General features: G+C 63.8%; 17 protein-coding genes. 5 read left to right on the top strand and 12 right to left on the bottom strand.

What is annotated here, in order from left to right; genetic code table 11:
- The 10 genes from MesoLj_RS30245 to MesoLj_RS30200 all read right to left on the bottom strand — a co-directional run bounded on the left by MesoLj_RS30245 (position 1) and on the right by MesoLj_RS30200 (position 8,948).
- Entirely contained in the window at positions 1-1,164 is a 1,164-nt protein-coding gene (locus tag MesoLj_RS30245; RefSeq protein ID WP_202323605.1) for an ABC transporter permease subunit, read from the bottom strand.
- A gap of 82 nt (positions 1,165-1,246) precedes the next feature.
- A complete protein-coding gene (locus MesoLj_RS30240; protein ID WP_202323604.1) occupies positions 1,247-2,281 on the bottom strand; it encodes an amino acid ABC transporter substrate-binding protein in 1,035 nt (344 codons plus the stop codon).
- A gap of 88 nt (positions 2,282-2,369) precedes the next feature.
- Complete coding sequence (locus tag MesoLj_RS30235; RefSeq protein ID WP_172351683.1) at positions 2,370-3,317, bottom strand: LysR substrate-binding domain-containing protein; 948 nt, start codon at positions 3,315-3,317, stop codon at positions 2,370-2,372.
- A gap of 79 nt (positions 3,318-3,396) precedes the next feature.
- Complete coding sequence (locus MesoLj_RS30230) at positions 3,397-4,146, bottom strand: SDR family NAD(P)-dependent oxidoreductase (RefSeq protein WP_202323603.1); 750 nt, start codon at positions 4,144-4,146, stop codon at positions 3,397-3,399.
- 11 nt (positions 4,147-4,157) lie between these two features.
- Positions 4,158-4,868, bottom strand: coding sequence for an SDR family oxidoreductase (locus MesoLj_RS30225; RefSeq protein ID WP_202323602.1), 711 nt, complete (start codon positions 4,866-4,868; stop codon positions 4,158-4,160).
- A 291-nt stretch (positions 4,869-5,159) separates the two neighbouring features.
- Positions 5,160-5,948 (bottom strand): FadR/GntR family transcriptional regulator, encoded by a 789-nt coding sequence (locus MesoLj_RS30220; RefSeq protein WP_140769517.1) that lies wholly within the window; start codon positions 5,946-5,948, stop codon positions 5,160-5,162.
- A gap of 106 nt (positions 5,949-6,054) precedes the next feature.
- The gene (locus MesoLj_RS30215; protein ID WP_202323601.1) at positions 6,055-6,429 is read right to left on the bottom strand and encodes a RidA family protein; all 375 of its coding nucleotides are present in this window, start codon (positions 6,427-6,429) and stop codon (positions 6,055-6,057) included.
- A gap of 12 nt (positions 6,430-6,441) precedes the next feature.
- A complete protein-coding gene (locus MesoLj_RS30210) occupies positions 6,442-7,248 on the bottom strand; it encodes an SDR family NAD(P)-dependent oxidoreductase (protein WP_202323600.1) in 807 nt (268 codons plus the stop codon).
- Positions 7,241-8,053, bottom strand: a complete 813-nt coding sequence (locus MesoLj_RS30205; protein ID WP_202323599.1) for a shikimate dehydrogenase family protein — start codon at positions 8,051-8,053, stop codon at positions 7,241-7,243. The genes MesoLj_RS30210 and MesoLj_RS30205 overlap by 8 nt, the downstream gene beginning before the upstream one ends.
- A gap of 4 nt (positions 8,054-8,057) precedes the next feature.
- The gene (locus tag MesoLj_RS30200; RefSeq protein WP_202323598.1) at positions 8,058-8,948 is read right to left on the bottom strand and encodes a 2-hydroxy-3-oxopropionate reductase; all 891 of its coding nucleotides are present in this window, start codon (positions 8,946-8,948) and stop codon (positions 8,058-8,060) included.
- A gap of 119 nt (positions 8,949-9,067) precedes the next feature.
- Here MesoLj_RS30200 and MesoLj_RS30195 point away from each other — a divergent pair, with 119 nt between their 5' ends.
- From MesoLj_RS30195 to fghA, 3 genes are all read left to right on the top strand, one after another.
- Positions 9,068-9,832: an HpcH/HpaI aldolase family protein gene (locus tag MesoLj_RS30195; protein WP_202323597.1), complete on the top strand. Its 765-nt coding sequence runs from the start codon at positions 9,068-9,070 to the stop codon at positions 9,830-9,832.
- A 14-nt stretch (positions 9,833-9,846) separates the two neighbouring features.
- Positions 9,847-11,064, top strand: a complete 1,218-nt coding sequence (locus tag MesoLj_RS30190; protein WP_202323596.1) for an NAD(P)/FAD-dependent oxidoreductase — start codon at positions 9,847-9,849, stop codon at positions 11,062-11,064.
- Between the two features lie 317 nt (positions 11,065-11,381).
- Positions 11,382-12,239 (top strand): S-formylglutathione hydrolase, encoded by an 858-nt coding sequence (gene fghA, locus MesoLj_RS30185; protein WP_140769505.1) that lies wholly within the window; start codon positions 11,382-11,384, stop codon positions 12,237-12,239.
- A gap of 47 nt (positions 12,240-12,286) precedes the next feature.
- Here the strand turns inward: fghA and MesoLj_RS30180 are convergent, their stop codons facing one another.
- On the bottom strand, positions 12,287-13,570 hold the full coding sequence (locus tag MesoLj_RS30180; protein ID WP_202323595.1) for an NAD(P)/FAD-dependent oxidoreductase: 1,284 nt from the start codon (positions 13,568-13,570) through the stop codon (positions 12,287-12,289).
- Positions 13,571-13,735: 165 nt separating this feature from the next.
- Positions 13,736-14,839 (bottom strand): histidinol-phosphate transaminase, encoded by a 1,104-nt coding sequence (locus MesoLj_RS30175; protein WP_274609140.1) that lies wholly within the window; start codon positions 14,837-14,839, stop codon positions 13,736-13,738.
- A gap of 229 nt (positions 14,840-15,068) precedes the next feature.
- Here MesoLj_RS30175 and MesoLj_RS30170 point away from each other — a divergent pair, with 229 nt between their 5' ends.
- Positions 15,069-15,842 carry an SDR family NAD(P)-dependent oxidoreductase gene (locus tag MesoLj_RS30170; RefSeq protein WP_202323594.1) on the top strand — a complete coding sequence of 258 codons (774 nt, stop codon included), beginning with the start codon at positions 15,069-15,071 and terminating at the stop codon, positions 15,840-15,842.
- A gap of 82 nt (positions 15,843-15,924) precedes the next feature.
- Positions 15,925-17,247, top strand: a complete 1,323-nt coding sequence (gene hisD / locus MesoLj_RS30165; RefSeq protein ID WP_202323593.1) for a histidinol dehydrogenase — start codon at positions 15,925-15,927, stop codon at positions 17,245-17,247.
- Positions 17,248-17,251: the final 4 nt, after the last annotated feature.

Raw genomic sequence — 17,251 nt, 5'->3', positions numbered from 1 at the left:
TCAGCCCCTCAACTGATTGCCCTTGAGGGCAATGGCCTTGTTGAGGCGGTTGAACAGGGCGGCCAGCGAGAGATTGATGGCAAGGAAGCCCGCCATCAGGATGCCGATCACCTCGAGGGTCTGGCCGGAGTGATTGATCGTCAGCGCCACGATCATGAAGAAATCCGTGAAGCCGACCGCGATGCCCATGGTGGTGGCCTTCATCAGCCAGACATACTGGTTGGCAAGGATCGGCAGCATGGCGCGCAACGCCAGCGGCAGCCGCACCAGCGTGAACACCCGCCACGGGCTCAGGCCCAGCGAGAGCGCCGCCTCCATCTGACCCTTGCCGACAGATTTGAAACCACCGCGCACAATCTCGGCGATGTAGGAGCCGCCATAGATCGCGATGGCGATGGCGAGCGCGGAAAACTCCGGCGGAATGCGCAGGCCGCCCCTGAGGTTCAGGCCCTGCAGTGCCGGAAAGTCGATGAACGGCGCGTCGGGCAGGCGGCCGATCGCCAGAATGATCGCGGCACAGGCAAGTGCCGCCGCCGTGCCGGCGAACTGGATGGCGTGCCGCCCGCCAACGGGTTGGCTGAGCCGTGACGTCCTGCCCAGCCAGATCGGCAGCGTTATTGCCGCGATCAAGGCAAACAGGGCCAGTGCCATTGCCACGCCGCCGACATTCGGGAACGGGATATAGAGTCCCCGGCTGGTGAGCAGAAAGCCCCAGGCCTCGTGCGCGGCACGCGGCGTCGGCAAATGCGTGATCAGCGCGTACCAGAAGAAGACCTGGAGGATGAGCGGGATGTTGCGGAAGATGTCGACATAGGTGCGGCCGAGCAGTTGCGCCAATTCGTTGGAGGAGGTTCGCGCCAGGCCGACGATCGTGCCGACTATCGTCGCCAGCACCAGGCCGACGGTCCCCAGGAACAGCGTGTTGGTGATGCCGATGAGGAAGAACCACCAATAGGGGTCATTGGCCGTGGCGGGCAGCAGTGTAAAGTTCACGTCCCAGCCTGTCGACTTGAACAGGAAGTCGAAGCCGGAGGTGATCCCTTGCTCGGCCAGATTCCGTCGCGCGATCACCACGCCGGCAAGCACCAGCGCTGCGATCGAGCCGACATAGAGAACCTGCAACAGCGTGTTGCGGACCTTCTGATTCCTCAGCAGGCTGCTCATTGACCAATCTTTCTCGAAATTGCCGCAGGCTCCGCCCGGCAGAGGCCGGGCGGAGCCTGAAGCAGGATGCGTTCAGACCGGATCAGTCGATGACCAGCGGGAACAGGACACCGCCATTGCTCCACAAATTGGTCAGTTCGCGATCCATCTTGTAGGGCGAATCCTTGCCGAGATCGCGTTCGAAGATTTCGCCGTAATTGCCGACATTCTTGATCACCTTGTAGGCCCAGTCATCGGAGAGTCCGAGGCCCTTGCCCATGCCCGGCGTCACGCCGAGGAACTTGGCCACCTGCGGCGAGGTCGGCTTGGCCTTGATCTCATCGACATTCTTGGAGGTGATGCCTTCCTGTTCGGCGAAGATCAGGGTGCTCAGCGTCCAGTTGGCGATATCGACCCAATTGTCGTCGCCTTGCCGCATGATCATCACTTCAGGCTCGACCGCCAGCACGTCGGGCAGGATGACATGGTCTTCGACCTTGCCCTTGGCGATGCGTGCAATGGCAAGCGTCGGACCCCACTGCGCATAGAGATCGCAGCGTCCCGAGAAGTAGGCCTGTTCGAGCTCCTCGGTCTTTTCGATGAGCACGGGCTCGAGCTTGATGCCCAGCTTGGCCGTATAGGCCGCGACCTGCTGCTCCTGCGAGGTGCCGGCGGGAATGCAGATCGTGCCGCCCGCGGCATCCTTGAGCGACTTCAGATTGAGTTCCTTGTGCGCCATCACCTTGGTCGTGCCAAGGTAGTAGGACATGGAAAACTGCAGACCGAGTTCCGTGTCGCGGCTGAGCGTGCCGCCCGACGCCTTGATGATGATGTCGACATCACCCGACTGCAAAGCCGGCCAGCGCTGCGCCCAGCTGATCGGAACGACCTTCAGCTTTGCCGGATCGCCGAACACCGCCGTGGCCACTGCCTTGCAGAGATCGATGTCCATGCCCTTCCAGTTGCCCTTGTCGTCCACCTCGGCGAAGCCGAGATAGGAACCGTCATGGCCGGTGCAGTTCAGCCCGCCGCGTGCCTTGACCGTCTCGAGCGTCTTGCCGCCGGCGGCTTGCGCCGGCGCCGAAAAATGCACGAGGCCAAGGGCCAGGGCCGCAGCCCCCCATTTCATCGTCTTCATGATGTTGTCTCCACTGTTGAGGTTGTTCCGTTTCTTGTTGTTGGAGCCCCGAAAGAAACTTTACGAGGCTCGGTCTCGAAGCCGCTTCCTAGTCGGAAAGCGGGGTCGGTTTCGGCAAGGGGATCGTGAGGTCGCTTCGCCAATCCTGCTGGGCCAGCCATCGATGCAGGGCAGCCACGGCCTTCACGCGCAGGTGCCCGCGCGGGACGACAAGGAAGAAGCCGGGGACTTCCTCCGGCCTCATATCGGCGATGGCGTCGCGGCCGATCGGCGCGACCAGCGTGCCCGCCCGGAAATCTTCCTCGGCGTCGATGACGGAAACCAGGCCCACGCCAATGCCTTGCAGGGTTGCCCGGCGCATGGTCGCCGCATCGTCGAAGCTGATGCTGCGGTCGCCATCCGTCAGCTCGACGCCAAGGTGGCGCAATATGTCCGGCCACAGGCGCTTCGACTTGACGGTGTCGAGCAGCGTGAACTTCGTCAGGTCATGCGCCGACTTGATCTTTTCGCCGATCGCCGGCGTGCAGCAGATGATCTTCGGGTCCGGCACCAGCAGCGTGGTTTCATAGTCCGGCCAGTTGCCGTAACCCCACTGCACGGTCATATCGATGTCGTCGCGGCCGAAATCGGGCAGGTCGACCATCGTCGTCAGCCGCAGATCCGCGCCCGGCAGGATTTCCCGGAACAGCGAAAGCCGGGGCAGCAGATAGTGCGTGGCGAAATACGGGCTCGCATTGAGGTTGATGCGGTCGCGGTAGTTCGATTTGGTGACGCGGCGCACACCTTCCGAGAACTCGTCGAAGCCGGCCTTGACGTAATGCGAGAGAAGGATGGCGGACTCGGTCAGTTCGATCGACCGGCCCTTGCGCTCGAACAGCGTCACTTGAAGTGTGTCTTCCAGCAGCTTGATCTGTTGGCCGACCGCTTGCGGCGTGACCAGCAATTCATCCGCGGCCTGCCGAAAACTCCTGTGCTGCGCAACGGCGTGGAAGACGCGAAGAGCATTCAGCGAGGGAAGGCGCAGCTTGCCGGTCATCGAAAATTCCGTTCCTTCCGCTCGAGGCTCCGTTGATCATGCACTGCCATATTCCAGTCGCCGGTCGCGGAAAACCGCCTCAGGCGTAGATATAACCACCTGAAACAATTACGTTTTCACCGGTCATGTAGGTGTTCTTCGGGCCGCCCGTCATGAGCACCCATTCGGCGATTTCTGTCGGCTCGGCGCCACGGCCGAGCGGGCTTGCCTTGGCCAGTTCCTCCAGGAAGCCGAGCGCTTTCGCCCGCTCCGTTGCCATGCCGGCCGGTGCCACCGAATTCACCAGGATCCCGTCCTTCGCCACGTGATGGGCAAAGGATCGCGTCAGGCTGACGACGGCGGCCTTGGTTGCCGCGTAGTGGGCGTTCTGAGGATGCGCCTTGAAGGCGTCGACGGAGGTCAGGTTGACGATGCGGCCGCGGACATGCGCCTTCGGCTCCTGCGATTGCATATGGCGAACCGCCGCCACCATCATGTGATAGGTGCCCTTGATGTTGATGCCGTTGGAGGCATCCCAATCGGCGTCACTGATTTCCAAGAGCGGGCGGCGCGGGTAGATGGCGGCGCAATTGATCAGCGTGTCGACGCGCCCGAGCTTTGAGACGATGGCGTCGAAGGCCGCATGGCACTGAGGGCCGACCTGGATGTCGCAGGCAGCGGTCGCGGTCGGCAAGCCCTTGGCCCTCGCCGGCGCGAGCGCGGATTGGGCAGCTTCGTGATTGATGTCGATGATGCCGATCTTTGCCGCCCCGGCCCCCACGGCCATCTCGGCCAGGAGTGCGCCGAGGCCGGCGCCGCCGCCAACGATCAGAACGGAAAGATCCTTCATTCCAGTCTTCCTTACTTCGTGCCGCTTGGCGAGGTTGGCCAGGTCGGCATGATGTCGAAACGGGTAACGTCGGCCCATGCGGGGAGCGCAAGCACACCGACGACCATCCTGGCCACGTCTTCCGGCTGCACGACTTTGCTGGCGTACATGGCGGCGCGCGCCTTGGCGTCGAGGATGTCCTGGTAGAGCTGTGTCTCGACACGGCCGGCGACGATCTCGGTGACGCGTATGCCTGATGGGGAGAGGTCGGCGCGCAACGCGGCGGCAAAGCCTGATATCGCCGCCTTGGTGGCTGAATAGACGGCAATGTTGGAATAGGCCGCGTGGCCCGCCGTGGAGCCGGTGAACAGGATGTGGCCAGACTGCCGCTCGCGCATCTGCGGGACGACGAGGCGGGTGAGCAGGATCGCGGCGCTGAGGTTCACCTCCAGCGTGGTGTCGATGTCCGATATCTTCATGTCGGCGAAATTGCCGAGTGGCGGCATGATTCCGGCATTGTTGATCAGCACATCAATCGTGAGATCCGCCAGGACCGCCTCCAGCGCCTCGCGATCGGTGACGTCGACGGCGATCGGCACGATGCCCGGCCGCTCGGCCTGCATTTCCTTGAGCGCGGCCTGGCTGCGCCCGACCGCATAGACGTCATAACCGGCATCGCTCAACGCGATCGCCATGGCCCGTCCTATGCCGCTCGTCGCTCCGGTGATGAAGGCTGTCGTCACGTGGGCTTCCCCGTTTGCCTGGATTTCAGTGTGCGGCGCTGGCCGGCGCCGCGAAACCAAGAAAACCAGCAAAAAGGAAAGATAAACTTTCGAATCCTTTTTTCTTGCCCGAAAACTGGACAGACGGTCAGCCCGGCGAGGAGGCTGAAAATCCGGGAAAACGGCGGGAAAGCAACATTCACTGCCTATTGAAAACGGTTTCGGTCAGCCAGCCGAGCAAAAACATGGCTTTCGCAATGCGTGGCCAATCTGAATCCCGGCGAATGCCTGGGCGATCAACATCACTGGGCACTATCCGCCGGCCGGAGAGGGCCTTTTCATATCGGTGAACAGAGAGGCCGCTGCCGCCTTTTGCTCCGCCTCGATTGCCTCGACGCCGGAAGCCCGGGCCAGCGCGCGCACGCGCCCGAGGCTGTTGTGCAGGTGCTTGCGCATGGCTTGGCGCGCGGCGCGACCGTCTTGCCTTTCGATGGCGTCGACGATGGCTTTGTGCTCGTTGTGGATGCGCGTGTAGTAGCTGTCCTTGCGCTCCGGCGTGACCACGTAGCCGAGCTGGAAGCGCGGCACGATCATGGGCCTGAGATAGGCCAGGAAGCCGTGGATGAATTCATTGCGGGCCGCCTTGGCGATCGCCAGGTGGAAATCATAGTCGTAGTGGATCTGGACCACGGCCGGATCCGCCTGCTGGGCGTCGACCTGCTCCATCAGGGCGCGGATGCCGTTCGCCTCCGCGTCGGTCCGCCGTTCCGCGCAGAGCCCGGCGGACTCCACTTCGACACTCAGCCTCAGTTCGAGCAAAGCGATGGTTTCCGGCAAGGTCCTGAGCGCTTCGTCCGGGATCGAGAAATTGCGTGGCGCCGGCGTCTCGCTGACGAACATGCCGCGCCCCTGCTGCGGCACCACCATGCCGTCGGAGCGCAGCCGCGCTACTGCTTCCCGCACCACCGTGCGGCTGACGTCGTATTCGGCGCAAAGCTCCGCCTCGGTCGGCAACTGGGCGCCGGGAAGCAGCTGTCCGGAACGGATCTTTTCGGACAGGCTCTCCGCCACGACGGTGGAAAGCGGCTTGCGCTTCGTCATCAGTTTCCCCTTGGAGCAATTCCAGGAAAAGTGTGAACGGCTTTCCGTCCGGAATTGCGAACTGCTCTAACCAGATTCGCGATGATGCCCGAACCGGCAGGACCATTCAAACTGCGGCGGTGACGATCAGCTCGACCAGCATTCCTGGCTTGGCCATCCGTCCTTCGCCGGAAGAGCGCGCCGGCGCATGTTCTTTCGGCATCCAGGCATCCCAGACGGTGTTGACCTCGTCGAAGTCCCTGACGTCATCCAGCCACATCTGGACGTGCAGGATGCGGGTCTTGTCCGTACCCGCCTTGGCTAGCAGTGCATCGATCTTGCCCAGCACCTCGCGCATCTGGTCGGCGGCGGACTGGCCCGGTCTCGCGACCTGGCCGGTGAGATAGAGCGTGCCATTGTGGATGACACCGTGGTGGATGCGGGTGTCGAAGTCGAAACGCTTGATGTCGCTCACGGTTTGTCCTTGTCGGTTTGCCGGCATCCGCCGGCTGGGTCAGTTTGCCGGCGTTCGCCGGATGGGATTGCCTTGCAGGTATTGCGCGTAGGGCGCCTGCACGAGCCAGCCGGCGTCGACGGGCAGAGTGACGCCGGTTATCGATGCCGCGCGATCCGAGCAAAGGAACAATGCCGCCTCGGCAACGTCGCGCGGCTCGACGAAGCGGCGCAACGCCGTGGTCGCCTGGATCGCTTCGGGGTTTCGCTCGCCCTTGGCGATCCTGGCTTTCAGCCCATCGGAAAGCGTGTAGCCGGGGGCGACCGCGTTCACGCGGACGCCGTGCGGGCCGAGTTCTGCCGCCAGGATCTGGGTGAGTGCCAGAACCGCATGCTTTCCAGGCGTGTAGGCCGGCAGCGACAGCGGCGCGAAGGAGGCGAGCGAGCCGACATTGAGGATGGCGCCGCGCTCGACGGCCGACATCAGCCGGCCGAACACCTGGCATCCCAGCAGCGTGCCGCGATAATTCACCCGCCACATCTTCTCGTCCTCGTCCAGATCCTGATCAAGCACATGCTTGCCGCTCTGCAGGATGCCGGCGCAGTTGACGACGACTTCAGGCGTGCCGAACGCAGCGCTGACGGCCTGCGCCAACGCCTCCACCGAGGCGGCTTCGGCGACATCGGTCTGGACGAACAAGGCGCGGGGCGCGCCCGCCGTCTCGCAGGCGCTGGCCGCCTCCTTGCCCCGGATCGCGTCCCGGCCGGCGACGGCCACCTGGTAACCGTCCTGCGCGAAGCGCAAGGCGATCGCGCGGCCGATGCCGGAAGTGCCGCCGATGACGACGGCCGTCAATGTCTCAGCCATGGCCGCGGTCCTTGCGCTCGATGTCGAAGAATTCGGCCATGGCTTCAACCTGGAAGTCCATCATCGGGCGTCCGGGCTGGATGCGGCAGCCGATCTTCTTTGCTGCCTTGAGCAGCGCCGTCTCGGCCGGTTCCATGATGATGTCGACAACCGTCATGTCAGGCGTCAGCTTCGTCACATCCATGGGCAGCGGATCGCTGGCCTTCAGCCCGGAAGGCGTGGCGTTGATCGCCATGTCCATGCCGGACGGATCGGGTTGGCCAACCTCGATACGGCATTTTGGAAAGGACTTGCCGACCAGCGCGGCCAGCTTCTCCGCGCGTCCCCTGTCGATGTCGGTCAGCCGGATCTCCGCCGCGCCTTCCTCGGCCAGGCAGTAGGTCAGCGAGGCGCCGGCGCCGCCGGCGCCGACCTGGAGGATGCGGCGGCCGGCAATCTGGTGTCCGCCGGCCTTCAGGCCGTCGATGAAGCCGACGCCGTCGAAATTGTCGGCATACCAGCTTCCATCGGGCAGCCGCCGCACGGAGTTGGCGCTCTCCACCCGCGCCGCGCGGTCATGCGCGGCCGAGCATTTGTGGTAGACCGCGACCTTGTACGGCACCGAGATGATGACACCGCGGATGTTCTCGGCCGCCGTAATGCCAGCCCAGAAGGTCTCGAAGTCCTCCGGGCGGCAGCTCAGCGGCACCATCAGGCTGTCGAGGCCCTTCTGCTCGAAGATCTCGTTGAACATGCCGGGGCTCTTGGCGTGGCCCACGGGATGGGCCAGCATGACGAAGACATCGGCCTTGCCGGTTCCGCGCATCGATTTATTCCTTTCCGTTTGACAGTTCATGGTCGCTCAGCATCTCGAGCCCCTTGACGAGGGACGAGTGGTCGGCTTCCGCGCCGCCTGTCCGGGCCGCGCAGGCATTCATCAGCTGCTGCGCCATGGCGGTGTTCGGCAGGGCCACGCCAAGCGCGCGGGCGCTTTCGAGCGCGAGATTGAGATCCTTCTGGTGCAGCCGGATGCGAAAGCCCGGTGCGAACGTGCGGGCGATCATGCGCTCGCCATGCACGTCCAGCACACGCGAAGCGGCAAAGCCGCCCATCAGCGCGCTGCGCACCTTGGCCGGGTCACAGCCGGCCTTGCTGGCGAAGACAAGCGCTTCGGCCACGGCCTCGATGTTGAGCGCGACGATGATCTGGTTGGCGATCTTGCAGGTCTGTCCGGCGCCATTCTGTTCGCCGATCAAGGTGATGTTCTTGCCGAGCGTCTCGAAGATGGGCAGCGCCCGTTCGAATTCAGCGGCCGGTCCGCCAACCATGATGGTGAGGCTCGCCGCCTTGGCGCCGACCTCGCCGCCCGAGACCGGCGCGTCGAGATAGCCGGCTCCGGTCTGACGAACCTTCGCCGCGAACCCGGCCGTGGCGATCGGGCTGATCGAGCTCATGTCGATCACCAGCTTGCCGGCCGATAGTCCCTCGACGACGCCGTCCTTTCCCAACAGGACGCGCTCCACGTCAGGGGTATCGGGCAGCATGGTGACTGTGATCTCGGACAGCCGCGCCACCTCGGCTGGGGAGGCGACGACCGATGCCTTCAGGTCGCTCGGCAGGGGAGAGCGGTTCAGGACCGTCACGATCTCGTGCCCGGCAGCGGCGAGATGGCGCGCCATCGGTGCACCCATGACGCCAAGCCCGATGAAGCCGATCTTCATGTCCAAAACTCCCAAGCAGACACCGTCAATCAAACCGGCCTTGCGGTCAAAGTCAGCCATATGATATAGGACATCATACAAATTTCAATGCATCTTATTTGGCTGGAGACCGATCGCGAATGCAGGAGCGCCGCAACACATTGAAGGCCGCCGTGACGGCTGGCCGGGCTCATATCGGTATCTGGTGCTCACTGGCTTCGGCCCTCACCACGGAGATCGTCGCCGGCTCCGGAGCCGGTTGGGTCCTGATCGACGGCGAGCATAGCCCCAACGATCTGCGCAGCATCATGGCGCAGCTCCAGGTCATGGGCGGCTTCGACAGCGAGGCCGTTGTCAGGTTGCCATCGGACGATCCCAATCTGATCAAGCAGGCCCTGGACATCGGCGCGCGCAGCCTGATGATCCCCAATGTGCGGACCGCCGAGCAAGCCCGCGCCATCGTTGCCGCCATGACCTATGCGCCCGGTGGGTTTCGCGGCTTCTCGGTCGGTCACCGCGCCAACGCCTTCGGCCGCATCGCAGGCTACCACGCCAAGGCGCGTGAGCAGCAGCTTCTCGCCGTGCAGATCGAGGATGAACTGGGTGTTGCCAATGCCGCCGAGATCGCGGCCGTCGATGGCGTGGACGTCCTCTTCGTCGGCCCCGGCGACCTCTCCACCAATATGGGCTCGATGGGCAATCCGGGTGCGGCGCATGTACAGAAGGCGATCGCTTCGGTGCGCAAGGCCGCAAAGGCCCCGGGCAAGGCCAGTGGCATATTGGCGCCGGCAAAGGCCGATGCCGACCGCTATCTCGCCGACGGCTTCACCATGGTTGCCGTGGGCTCGGACCTCGGTCTTTTGGCTCGCGGCTCGGATGCGCTGATCGCTTCATTCAACCAGTAGACCGGAGACAGATCGTGGCAATTCCTCCCTACAAGGTGCCGTCGCGCACCGCCTACGACATCGTCATCGTCGGCGGTGCCGTTGTCGGTTCGTCGACGGCCTATTGGCTCAGCCAGGCACTGGGCAATGGCGCATCGATCCTCGTGGTCGAGCGCGACTCGAGCTACACCTTTTCGTCGACGGCGCTCTCCACCAGCGCCATCCGCCAGCAATATTCCAATCCGATCAATGTGAAGATCAGCCAGTTCGGGATCGACATCATCCGTGGCTTTCCGGAGCGGATGGCGCCCTTCTACAAGGATGAACCGGCGCCCGATCTCGGCTTCAAGGAATATGGCTATCTCTACTGTTGCTCCCCTGAAGGCGTGGAAGCGGCGCGCGAAAGGGTGGATTTGCAGCGTAGCCTCGGCGCCCACACTGTCTTCCTCGAACCCGGCCCGCTGAAGGAACGTTTCCCCTGGCTGAACGTCGATGATCTCGGCGGCGGCTCCTGGGGCTCGCGCGAAGAGGGCTGGTTCGATTCCATGGGCTTGCTCAACGGATTCCGCCGCGCCGCCCGCGCCAGCGGCGTCGAATATATCGACAACGCCGTGACCGGACTGGACCTCGCCGATGGGCGGGTCGTCTCGGTGCGCCTGGCGACCGGCGAGACAATTTCCTGCGGAACCCTGGTCAACGCCGCCGGCCCGCGTGCGCAGCAGGTCGCCGCCATGGCCGGCCTGTCCATCCCGGTCGCGCCCTACAAGCGCTACAGCTTCGTCTTCGCCAGCGCCAATCCGATCCCCGGCCGCATGCCCAACGTCATCGACCTCTCCGGCACCTTCGTGCGGCCGGAAGGCGAGCTTTTCCTCACCGGCAACACGCCGCAAGGCGACGGCCCGGCCGACTATGACGACTTCGAAATGCATTTCGAGGAGTTCGACGACTATATCTGGCCGTCGCTCTGGCACCGCATTCCCGCCTTCGATGCGCTGAAGGTCCAGACCAGCTGGACCGGCCATTACGAATACAACATGCTCGACCACAACGGCATCGTCGGCTTCCACCCCGAGGTGAAAAACTTCATGTTCGCCAATGGCTTCTCCGGGCATGGGCTGCAACAGTCGCCGGCCGTGGGGCGTGCGGTCTCGGAACTCATCGTTCACGGGTCTTTCCAGACGCTCGACCTGTCGCCGTTCTGCTACGAGCGCATTGCGCGCAACGAGCCGTTCCTGGAAGAAGCGGTTATTTGAGGCGAGGGGTCGTCTGGGCTTTGCCCGGCCTGGTGGCGGCGAATCCAATGCATCCGATGAAAACTGGGCAAGGATCGCTTTCGAGTATTCGGCCGATCTCGAGCCATCCATCGTCAGCGTCGTTACGCGCACCACGTCGGACGGCTCGGACGGCCCGAACCTGCACTGGGTGACGGTCAATGGCTTGGCCCTTGTGGGGATGATTTTCGGCCGCCGCCTGGCCTGGGAACCATGGTCCAATCCATCAGGGTTGCCGCGGTCCCGGCCCATGCCGTAGACAGGCGGCCGTGAAGGACGTTTGGCGGAGAAGAAACAAGATGTCGGACCGGATGAAGACCATCTCCTCGGCCAAGTCGCATGGCGGCGTGCAGGGCGTCTATTCCCACGCTTCGGATGTCTGCTCCTGCGACATGATTTTCGCCGTCTTCGTGCCGCCGCAGGCTCGCGAAAAACCTTGTCCTGTCGTGTGGTACCTCTCCGGCCTTACCTGCACCCACGCCAACGTCATGGACAAGGGTGAGTACAGGCGGATGGCCGCCGAGCTTGGCCTGATCGTCGTCTGTCCCGACACCAGCCCTCGCGGCGCCGACATTCCCGACGAGAAGGACAATTGGCAGTTCGGCGGCGGCGCCGGCTTCTACCTCGATGCGACGCAGGAGCCCTACGCCAGGAACTACCGCATGTATTCCTATGTCACCGAGGAATTGCCGGCCTTGATCGCGCGGGAATTTCCGGCTGACATGACGCGCCAGGCGATCTTTGGCCACTCGATGGGCGGGCATGGCGCGCTGACGATCGCGCTCAAAAATCCCGAACGCTTCAAAAGCTGCTCGGCCTTCGCGCCGATCGTGCAGCCGAGCACCGCCGGCTGGTCGCGGCCGGCTTTCGAAAAATATCTCGGCGCGGACGAGACATCATGGCGGCCTTACGACACCACCTTGCTCATCGAGGATGGCCACCGCTTCCCCGAGTTTTTCGTCGATCAGGGAACGTCGGACGGATTTCTCGATGACGGGCTGAAGCCCTGGCTTCTGGAGGCTGCCTGCGCCAAGGCCGGCATTGCGCTGACTCTGCGCATGCAGGATGGCTACGACCACTCGTATTTCTTCATTTCGACATTCATGGACGACCATCTGAGATGGCATGCCCAAAGATTGTCTGACCTGAAAGCATAGTTTTTCTCGCGATCCCGTGAGCCATAAGTCCGTGCGGGCTCACCGCGTCAGATCCCGAACCGATCCTTCAGTCGCCCGGAAAGGATCGCGGCCTTCACCCCGAGCGGCCAGAAACGGTGAAACCGGATTGGCTGGAGCGGCGATATCGGCATGGGAAACGGCGACATCTCGCTGCCTCGTAGGCGCTGCGCCAGGGCAGCACCCATTGCCGATGCCATGGCGACGCCGCGGCCATTGTAGCCAAGGCAGATCAGGACGCCGTCTTCCGGCTCGTGAATGTGCAGAAGATGGTCCTTGGTGATCGCAACCCGGCCGTTCCAGCCATGTGTCCAGCGAACCCCGGCAAGCGCTGGCCAAAGTCGCATCGCATAATCGGTGAGGTAGCGGATGGCGGAAGCATCTCCGATGGGCCTCATCGGTCCCCGGCCGCCCATGAGAAGACAGTTCTGGGCATCGATGCGGTAGTACACGGTGATGTTGCCGGCCTCGTAGACGACAGGCCTGTTGGGGAGAATTTGGGTCGCCACCGCCGGTGAAAGCGGTTCGGTCGCCGCGATCGCGCTGAACACCGGAACCAGCGATTGCTCAAGGCCCGGCCACAGGGTCCCGGTATAGCCATTGGTCGCGACAAGAACCTTCTCGGCGCTGACGGAGCCGTTGGCGGTTTTGAGGAGCCATCGTCCGCCCTCCTTGCGCAGCGAGATGACTTCGCTCTCGCCGAATATCCGCGCGCCGGCGTCCCGCGCGGCTTCTGCCAGGCCAAGTGCGTATTTCAGGGGATGGAGGTCGCCGCCGCGGGCGTCGAACATGCCGGATATGTAGCGGTCGGTCCCGGTGCGCCTCGCCATCGCCTGTGCGTCCAGCGTTTCGACCGGCATTCCCCGCCGCACGCATTGCGCGGCCGTGGTCTGTACGGCGGCTTCCGGCTTCGGCCGGATGGCCGCGCGTATGGTGCCGTTCTGCCGCGCCTCGCAGGCGATCGACAGGCGCCTGATGAGACCAAAGGTGAAATCCGGCGCGCCATAGGAGAAATCGATCATCCGTGGCCCAAGCTCAGGGCCGAACATCGCCTCGATCGTGTCGGGATCGTATTTGAGGCCGGGATTGACCTGGCCGCCATTCCTGCCAGACGCGCCCCAGCCCGGCTCTCGGGCCTCGAGCACAGCCACATCGTCACCGGCTTCCGCCAGATGCAAGGCGGTCGAAAGGCCCGTGAAGCCACCGCCGACAATCGCGACCCTTGCCCGCTGCGCGCCGGCAAGGGCAGGGTAGTCGCCGGTGCCGCCTGCCGTTTCGCGGTAGAGGCTCTTCGGTGGGTTGCTCTCAAGCATGCCGGGCATCGTCAAGGTGACAGGGAAGAACGCAGGCCCGAGAGGCTGGACGGAAGCCGTCGGGCGAAAGGGGATGCGCCACCTGCGAAAGACTCCATATGAACGGCGGGCCGTCGGACATCGCGTCCAGTGCGCGCCAGGCAATTCAGCATGGGTTTCGGAAAATCACAACAGCTGCGACAGCGCCGCCATGAAGTGGTCGTTCTCCGCTGGCGAGCCGATGCTGACACGCACGTAGCTGTCAAAACCTTCCTGCTTCCACGGTTTGACGATGACGCCTTCGCGCAGCAGGCCCTCGGCGAAGGCGGAGGCATCTTGCCGGCAGTTGAAAAACAGGAAATTGCCTCGCGAAGGAGCGACTTCGAGGCCCTTATTCCTGAGGAAACTCTCGACGCGTGTTCTCTCCGTCCTGGCCAGCGCCACGACCTTGGTGAGGTGTTCCTCATCCGCGAGTGCCGCCAGCGCGGCGGCCTGCGCAACGCCATTGGCGTTGAACGGTGTGCGCACCCTGTCGAGCAGCGCACGCAATTCCGGATCGCCGACGATGCCGAAGCCTATCCGTAATCCGGCCAGGCCGAACGCCTTGGAAAATGTCCGCAGCACGATCCAGGGCCGATCGCGTTTGCAGAGGTAAGGCAGGGACGAGGCATAGTCACCGCCTTCCGCATATTCGGCATAGGCTTCGTCGATGACGATCAGCGTCTCGCTGCTGACCGCATCCAGCACCTTCGACAGATCGCCAGCGGACAGCCAACTTCCGACGGGGTTCATAGGGTTCGAGAACATCAGCAAGCGCGGCCGTTCGCGCACTGCCTCGATCAGGGCGTCGACATTGATCGTGAGATCGTCGTTGACGGCCACACGGTGGATGGTCGCGCCCATCAGCGTCGCATAGTCTTCATGCAGCGGGAACGACGGATAGAGCGTGACGACTGCGTCGCCGGGGCGCAGCACAGCACGGCTGATGACGGAGAGAAGGTCCTCCGAGCCATTGCCGAGGATGACCTGATCCTCGCCGAATTCATATTTGGCGGCGATGGCCTGGCGCAGCTCGCGCCCGGCCGGATCCGGATAGAGCCGGAGCATCTCGGGGCCGGCCTGCATCATTGTGGCGAGCGTCGGGCTCGGGCCAAGCGGGTTTTCGTTCGAGCCCAGCTTGGCGATCCTGGCCGGAGCATATCGCTGCATGACTTCGGCGATGGTCAGTCCGGAATTGTAAGGCGACAGGCGCGTGACTTCGGTTCGGACCATGTCTGAAGCTTTCGACACGAGCGGGCTCCTCTGTGGTCGGCCGACAAACTCCTGTCATCGACCGGGTTCTCAAACATTGGTTTCGCAGCATGCCCCGGCGCGCGCCAGGTCGCTGGCGGCCGCCCTGGTGCGGTGAATTTTTTGGTAGGAGTAGCGTAGCCGAAACGGTTTGTATATGCTTGTATATGTAACTTGATCTGATAGTCTCGCCCTGCAAGCGGAAGCCGACACCGGCCAGGAGGATCACATGCGCAATGCTTCTCTGTTCGATCTTGCCGGCAGGAAAGCGCTTGTCACCGGCGCCAGCCGCGGCATCGGCCGTAGCATCGCCGAGGCATTGAGCGCTGCCGGCGCCGACGTCGCGGTCACCGCGCGCAGCCTGGCTTCCCTCGAGGAGACGACGGCGACGATCCGCGCGGCCGGTGGGGTGGCGCATGCGGTCCCCCTCGATGTCACCGATGTCGGCCGCTGCCGGACAGCCACCGCCGAGGCCGCCGGCCTGCTTGGCGGTCTCGACATCCTCGTCAACAATGCCGGGATGGAAGAGGTCCGGCCCTCGCTCGATGTCGACGAGGCACTCTGGGATCGGATCGTCGACACCAATCTCAAGGGGGCGTTCTTCTGCGCCCAGGCCGCGGCGCGACAGATGCGCGACGCCGGGCGTGGCGGCGCCATAATCAATCTCTGCTCGCTGACGTCGGAAGTCGGCATTCCGACCGCCGTGCCCTATGGCTCGTCGAAGTCAGGCTTGCTCGGCATGACCCGGGCGCTCGCGGCGGAGTGGGCCGATCTCGGCATCAGGGTCAACGCCATCGCCCCGGGCTATTTCCGGACGGCGATGACCGATGTGTTCTACAGCAACGAGGCATGGCAGAAGTCGATGCTCGCCAAGATCCCGCAGCATCGCTTCGGTGATCTCGGCGATCTGCACGGCGTTGCCGTGTTCCTCGCCTCGGATGCGGCGGCCTATATAACCGGCCAGTCCATTCCCGTGGATGGCGGGTTCCTGGCATCGATCTGAGGTTGCTCCCCACAGGTTCGAAATCAATGTCTTCCGCGACGTAACCAGCTGGCACGTTGCGTTCCAACAAAGAGGAATACCCATGTCCGATATCAGCTTCCACGATTTGTCATCCATCGGCGCCGACCAGCGCGCCGGCCTGCTGAAACGCGCCGAAAGCGATCTGTCGGCCTTCGTCGAAAAGGTCCGCCCGATCATCCAGGCCGTCAAGGACGAGGGTGACGCCGCGCTGATCCGCTTCGCCAGGGAACTCGACAAGGCCAACGTCCCCGAAGGCGGGCTGAAGGTCTCGGAAGCCGAGTTCGACGCGGCCTTCGACAAGGTCGAAAAGGATGTCGTGGAAAGCATCGGCTTCGGCATCGAGAACATCAGGCATTTTCATGAGGAGCAGAAGCCGGAGACGATGTGGCTCAAGGAAGTCCGGCCGGGTGCCTATGCCGGCGATCGCTACACGCCGATCGCCTCCGTCGCGCTCTACGTGCCACGCGGCAAGGGCGCCTTTCCGTCGGTGACGATGATGACGTCGGTCCCGGCGGTCATTGCCGGCGTGCCGCAGATCGCCATCGTGACCCCGCCGACAGCGGACGGTTCGGTGGATGCGGCGACCCTGGTCGCGGCTCGCCTCGCCGGCGTGAACACTGTCTACAAATGCGGCGGTGCCCAAGCCGTCGCCGCCGTCGCCTACGGCACCGAGACGGTCAAGCCGGCGCTCAAGATCGTCGGCCCCGGCAGCCCGTGGGTGGTGGCGGCCAAGAGCGTGCTGTCGTCGATCATCAATACAGGTCTTCCGGCCGGCCCGTCGGAAGCCATCATCTTCGCTGATGACAGCGTCGACGGTGGCCTTGCCGCGCTCGATCTGTTGATCGAAGCCGAGCACGGGCCGGATTCCTCGGCCTATCTGGTGACGCACAGTCGCAAGGTCGCCGAGGCGGCACTCGCCGCACTTCCGGAGCACTGGTCGCGGATGACCGAACAGCGCGTGGAGTTCTCACGCGCGGTGTTGACGGGAAAGCGCGGCGGCATCGTGCTGACCGCGTCGCTGGAAGACAGCTATCGCTTCATCAACGACTATGCGCCCGAGCATCTGGAAATACTGTCGAAGGAGCCGTTCGCGCATCTCGGACACATCACCGAGGCCGCCGAAATCCTCATGGGTCCGCACACGCCGGTGACCCTTGCCAACTTCGTCCTTGGGCCGAACGCGGTGCTGCCGACCAGCCGCTGGGCGCGTACCTATGGACCGCTTTCGGTGACGGATTTCGTCAAGCGCTCGTCGGTCGGCTATGTCACGTCGGCCGCCTATCCGGAACTGGCGAAGCATGCCCGCAGGCTCGCCCGCTACGAAGGGTTCAGTTCGCACGAAAACGCGGTCTCGGAGATCCGCGACCGCTACCTCGCCGGCTGAACGG

The sequence above is a fragment of the Mesorhizobium sp. 113-3-9 genome, assembly GCF_016756515.1.
Taxonomy (GTDB): Bacteria; Pseudomonadota; Alphaproteobacteria; order Rhizobiales; family Rhizobiaceae; genus Mesorhizobium.
Note: the sequence above shows the minus strand (reverse complement) of the source record. Positions and strands in the feature narration are given on the sequence as shown.

Excerpts from the sequence above, each read along its gene's own strand:
- MesoLj_RS30170 (WP_202323594.1), top strand. The coding sequence starts at position 15,069 with ATGCGCAATGCTTCTCTGTTCGATCTTGCCGGCAGGAAAGCGCTTGTC.
- MesoLj_RS30180 (WP_202323595.1), bottom strand. The coding sequence starts at position 13,570 with ATGCTTGAGAGCAACCCACCGAAGAGCCTCTACCGCGAAACGGCAGGC.
- MesoLj_RS30245 (WP_202323605.1), bottom strand. The coding sequence starts at position 1,164 with ATGAGCAGCCTGCTGAGGAATCAGAAGGTCCGCAACACGCTGTTGCAG.
- fghA (WP_140769505.1), top strand. The coding sequence starts at position 11,382 with ATGTCGGACCGGATGAAGACCATCTCCTCGGCCAAGTCGCATGGCGGC.
- MesoLj_RS30215 (WP_202323601.1), bottom strand. The coding sequence starts at position 6,429 with ATGCCGGCAAACCGACAAGGACAAACCGTGAGCGACATCAAGCGTTTC.
- MesoLj_RS30230 (WP_202323603.1), bottom strand. The coding sequence starts at position 4,146 with ATGAAGGATCTTTCCGTTCTGATCGTTGGCGGCGGCGCCGGCCTCGGC.
- hisD (WP_202323593.1), top strand. The coding sequence starts at position 15,925 with ATGTCCGATATCAGCTTCCACGATTTGTCATCCATCGGCGCCGACCAG.
- MesoLj_RS30200 (WP_202323598.1), bottom strand. The coding sequence starts at position 8,948 with ATGAAGATCGGCTTCATCGGGCTTGGCGTCATGGGTGCACCGATGGCG.
- MesoLj_RS30195 (WP_202323597.1), top strand. The coding sequence starts at position 9,068 with ATGCAGGAGCGCCGCAACACATTGAAGGCCGCCGTGACGGCTGGCCGG.
- MesoLj_RS30220 (WP_140769517.1), bottom strand. The coding sequence starts at position 5,948 with ATGACGAAGCGCAAGCCGCTTTCCACCGTCGTGGCGGAGAGCCTGTCC.
- MesoLj_RS30210 (WP_202323600.1), bottom strand. The coding sequence starts at position 7,248 with ATGGCTGAGACATTGACGGCCGTCGTCATCGGCGGCACTTCCGGCATC.
- MesoLj_RS30205 (WP_202323599.1), bottom strand. The coding sequence starts at position 8,053 with ATGCGCGGAACCGGCAAGGCCGATGTCTTCGTCATGCTGGCCCATCCC.
- MesoLj_RS30240 (WP_202323604.1), bottom strand. The coding sequence starts at position 2,281 with ATGAAGACGATGAAATGGGGGGCTGCGGCCCTGGCCCTTGGCCTCGTG.
- MesoLj_RS30235 (WP_172351683.1), bottom strand. The coding sequence starts at position 3,317 with ATGACCGGCAAGCTGCGCCTTCCCTCGCTGAATGCTCTTCGCGTCTTC.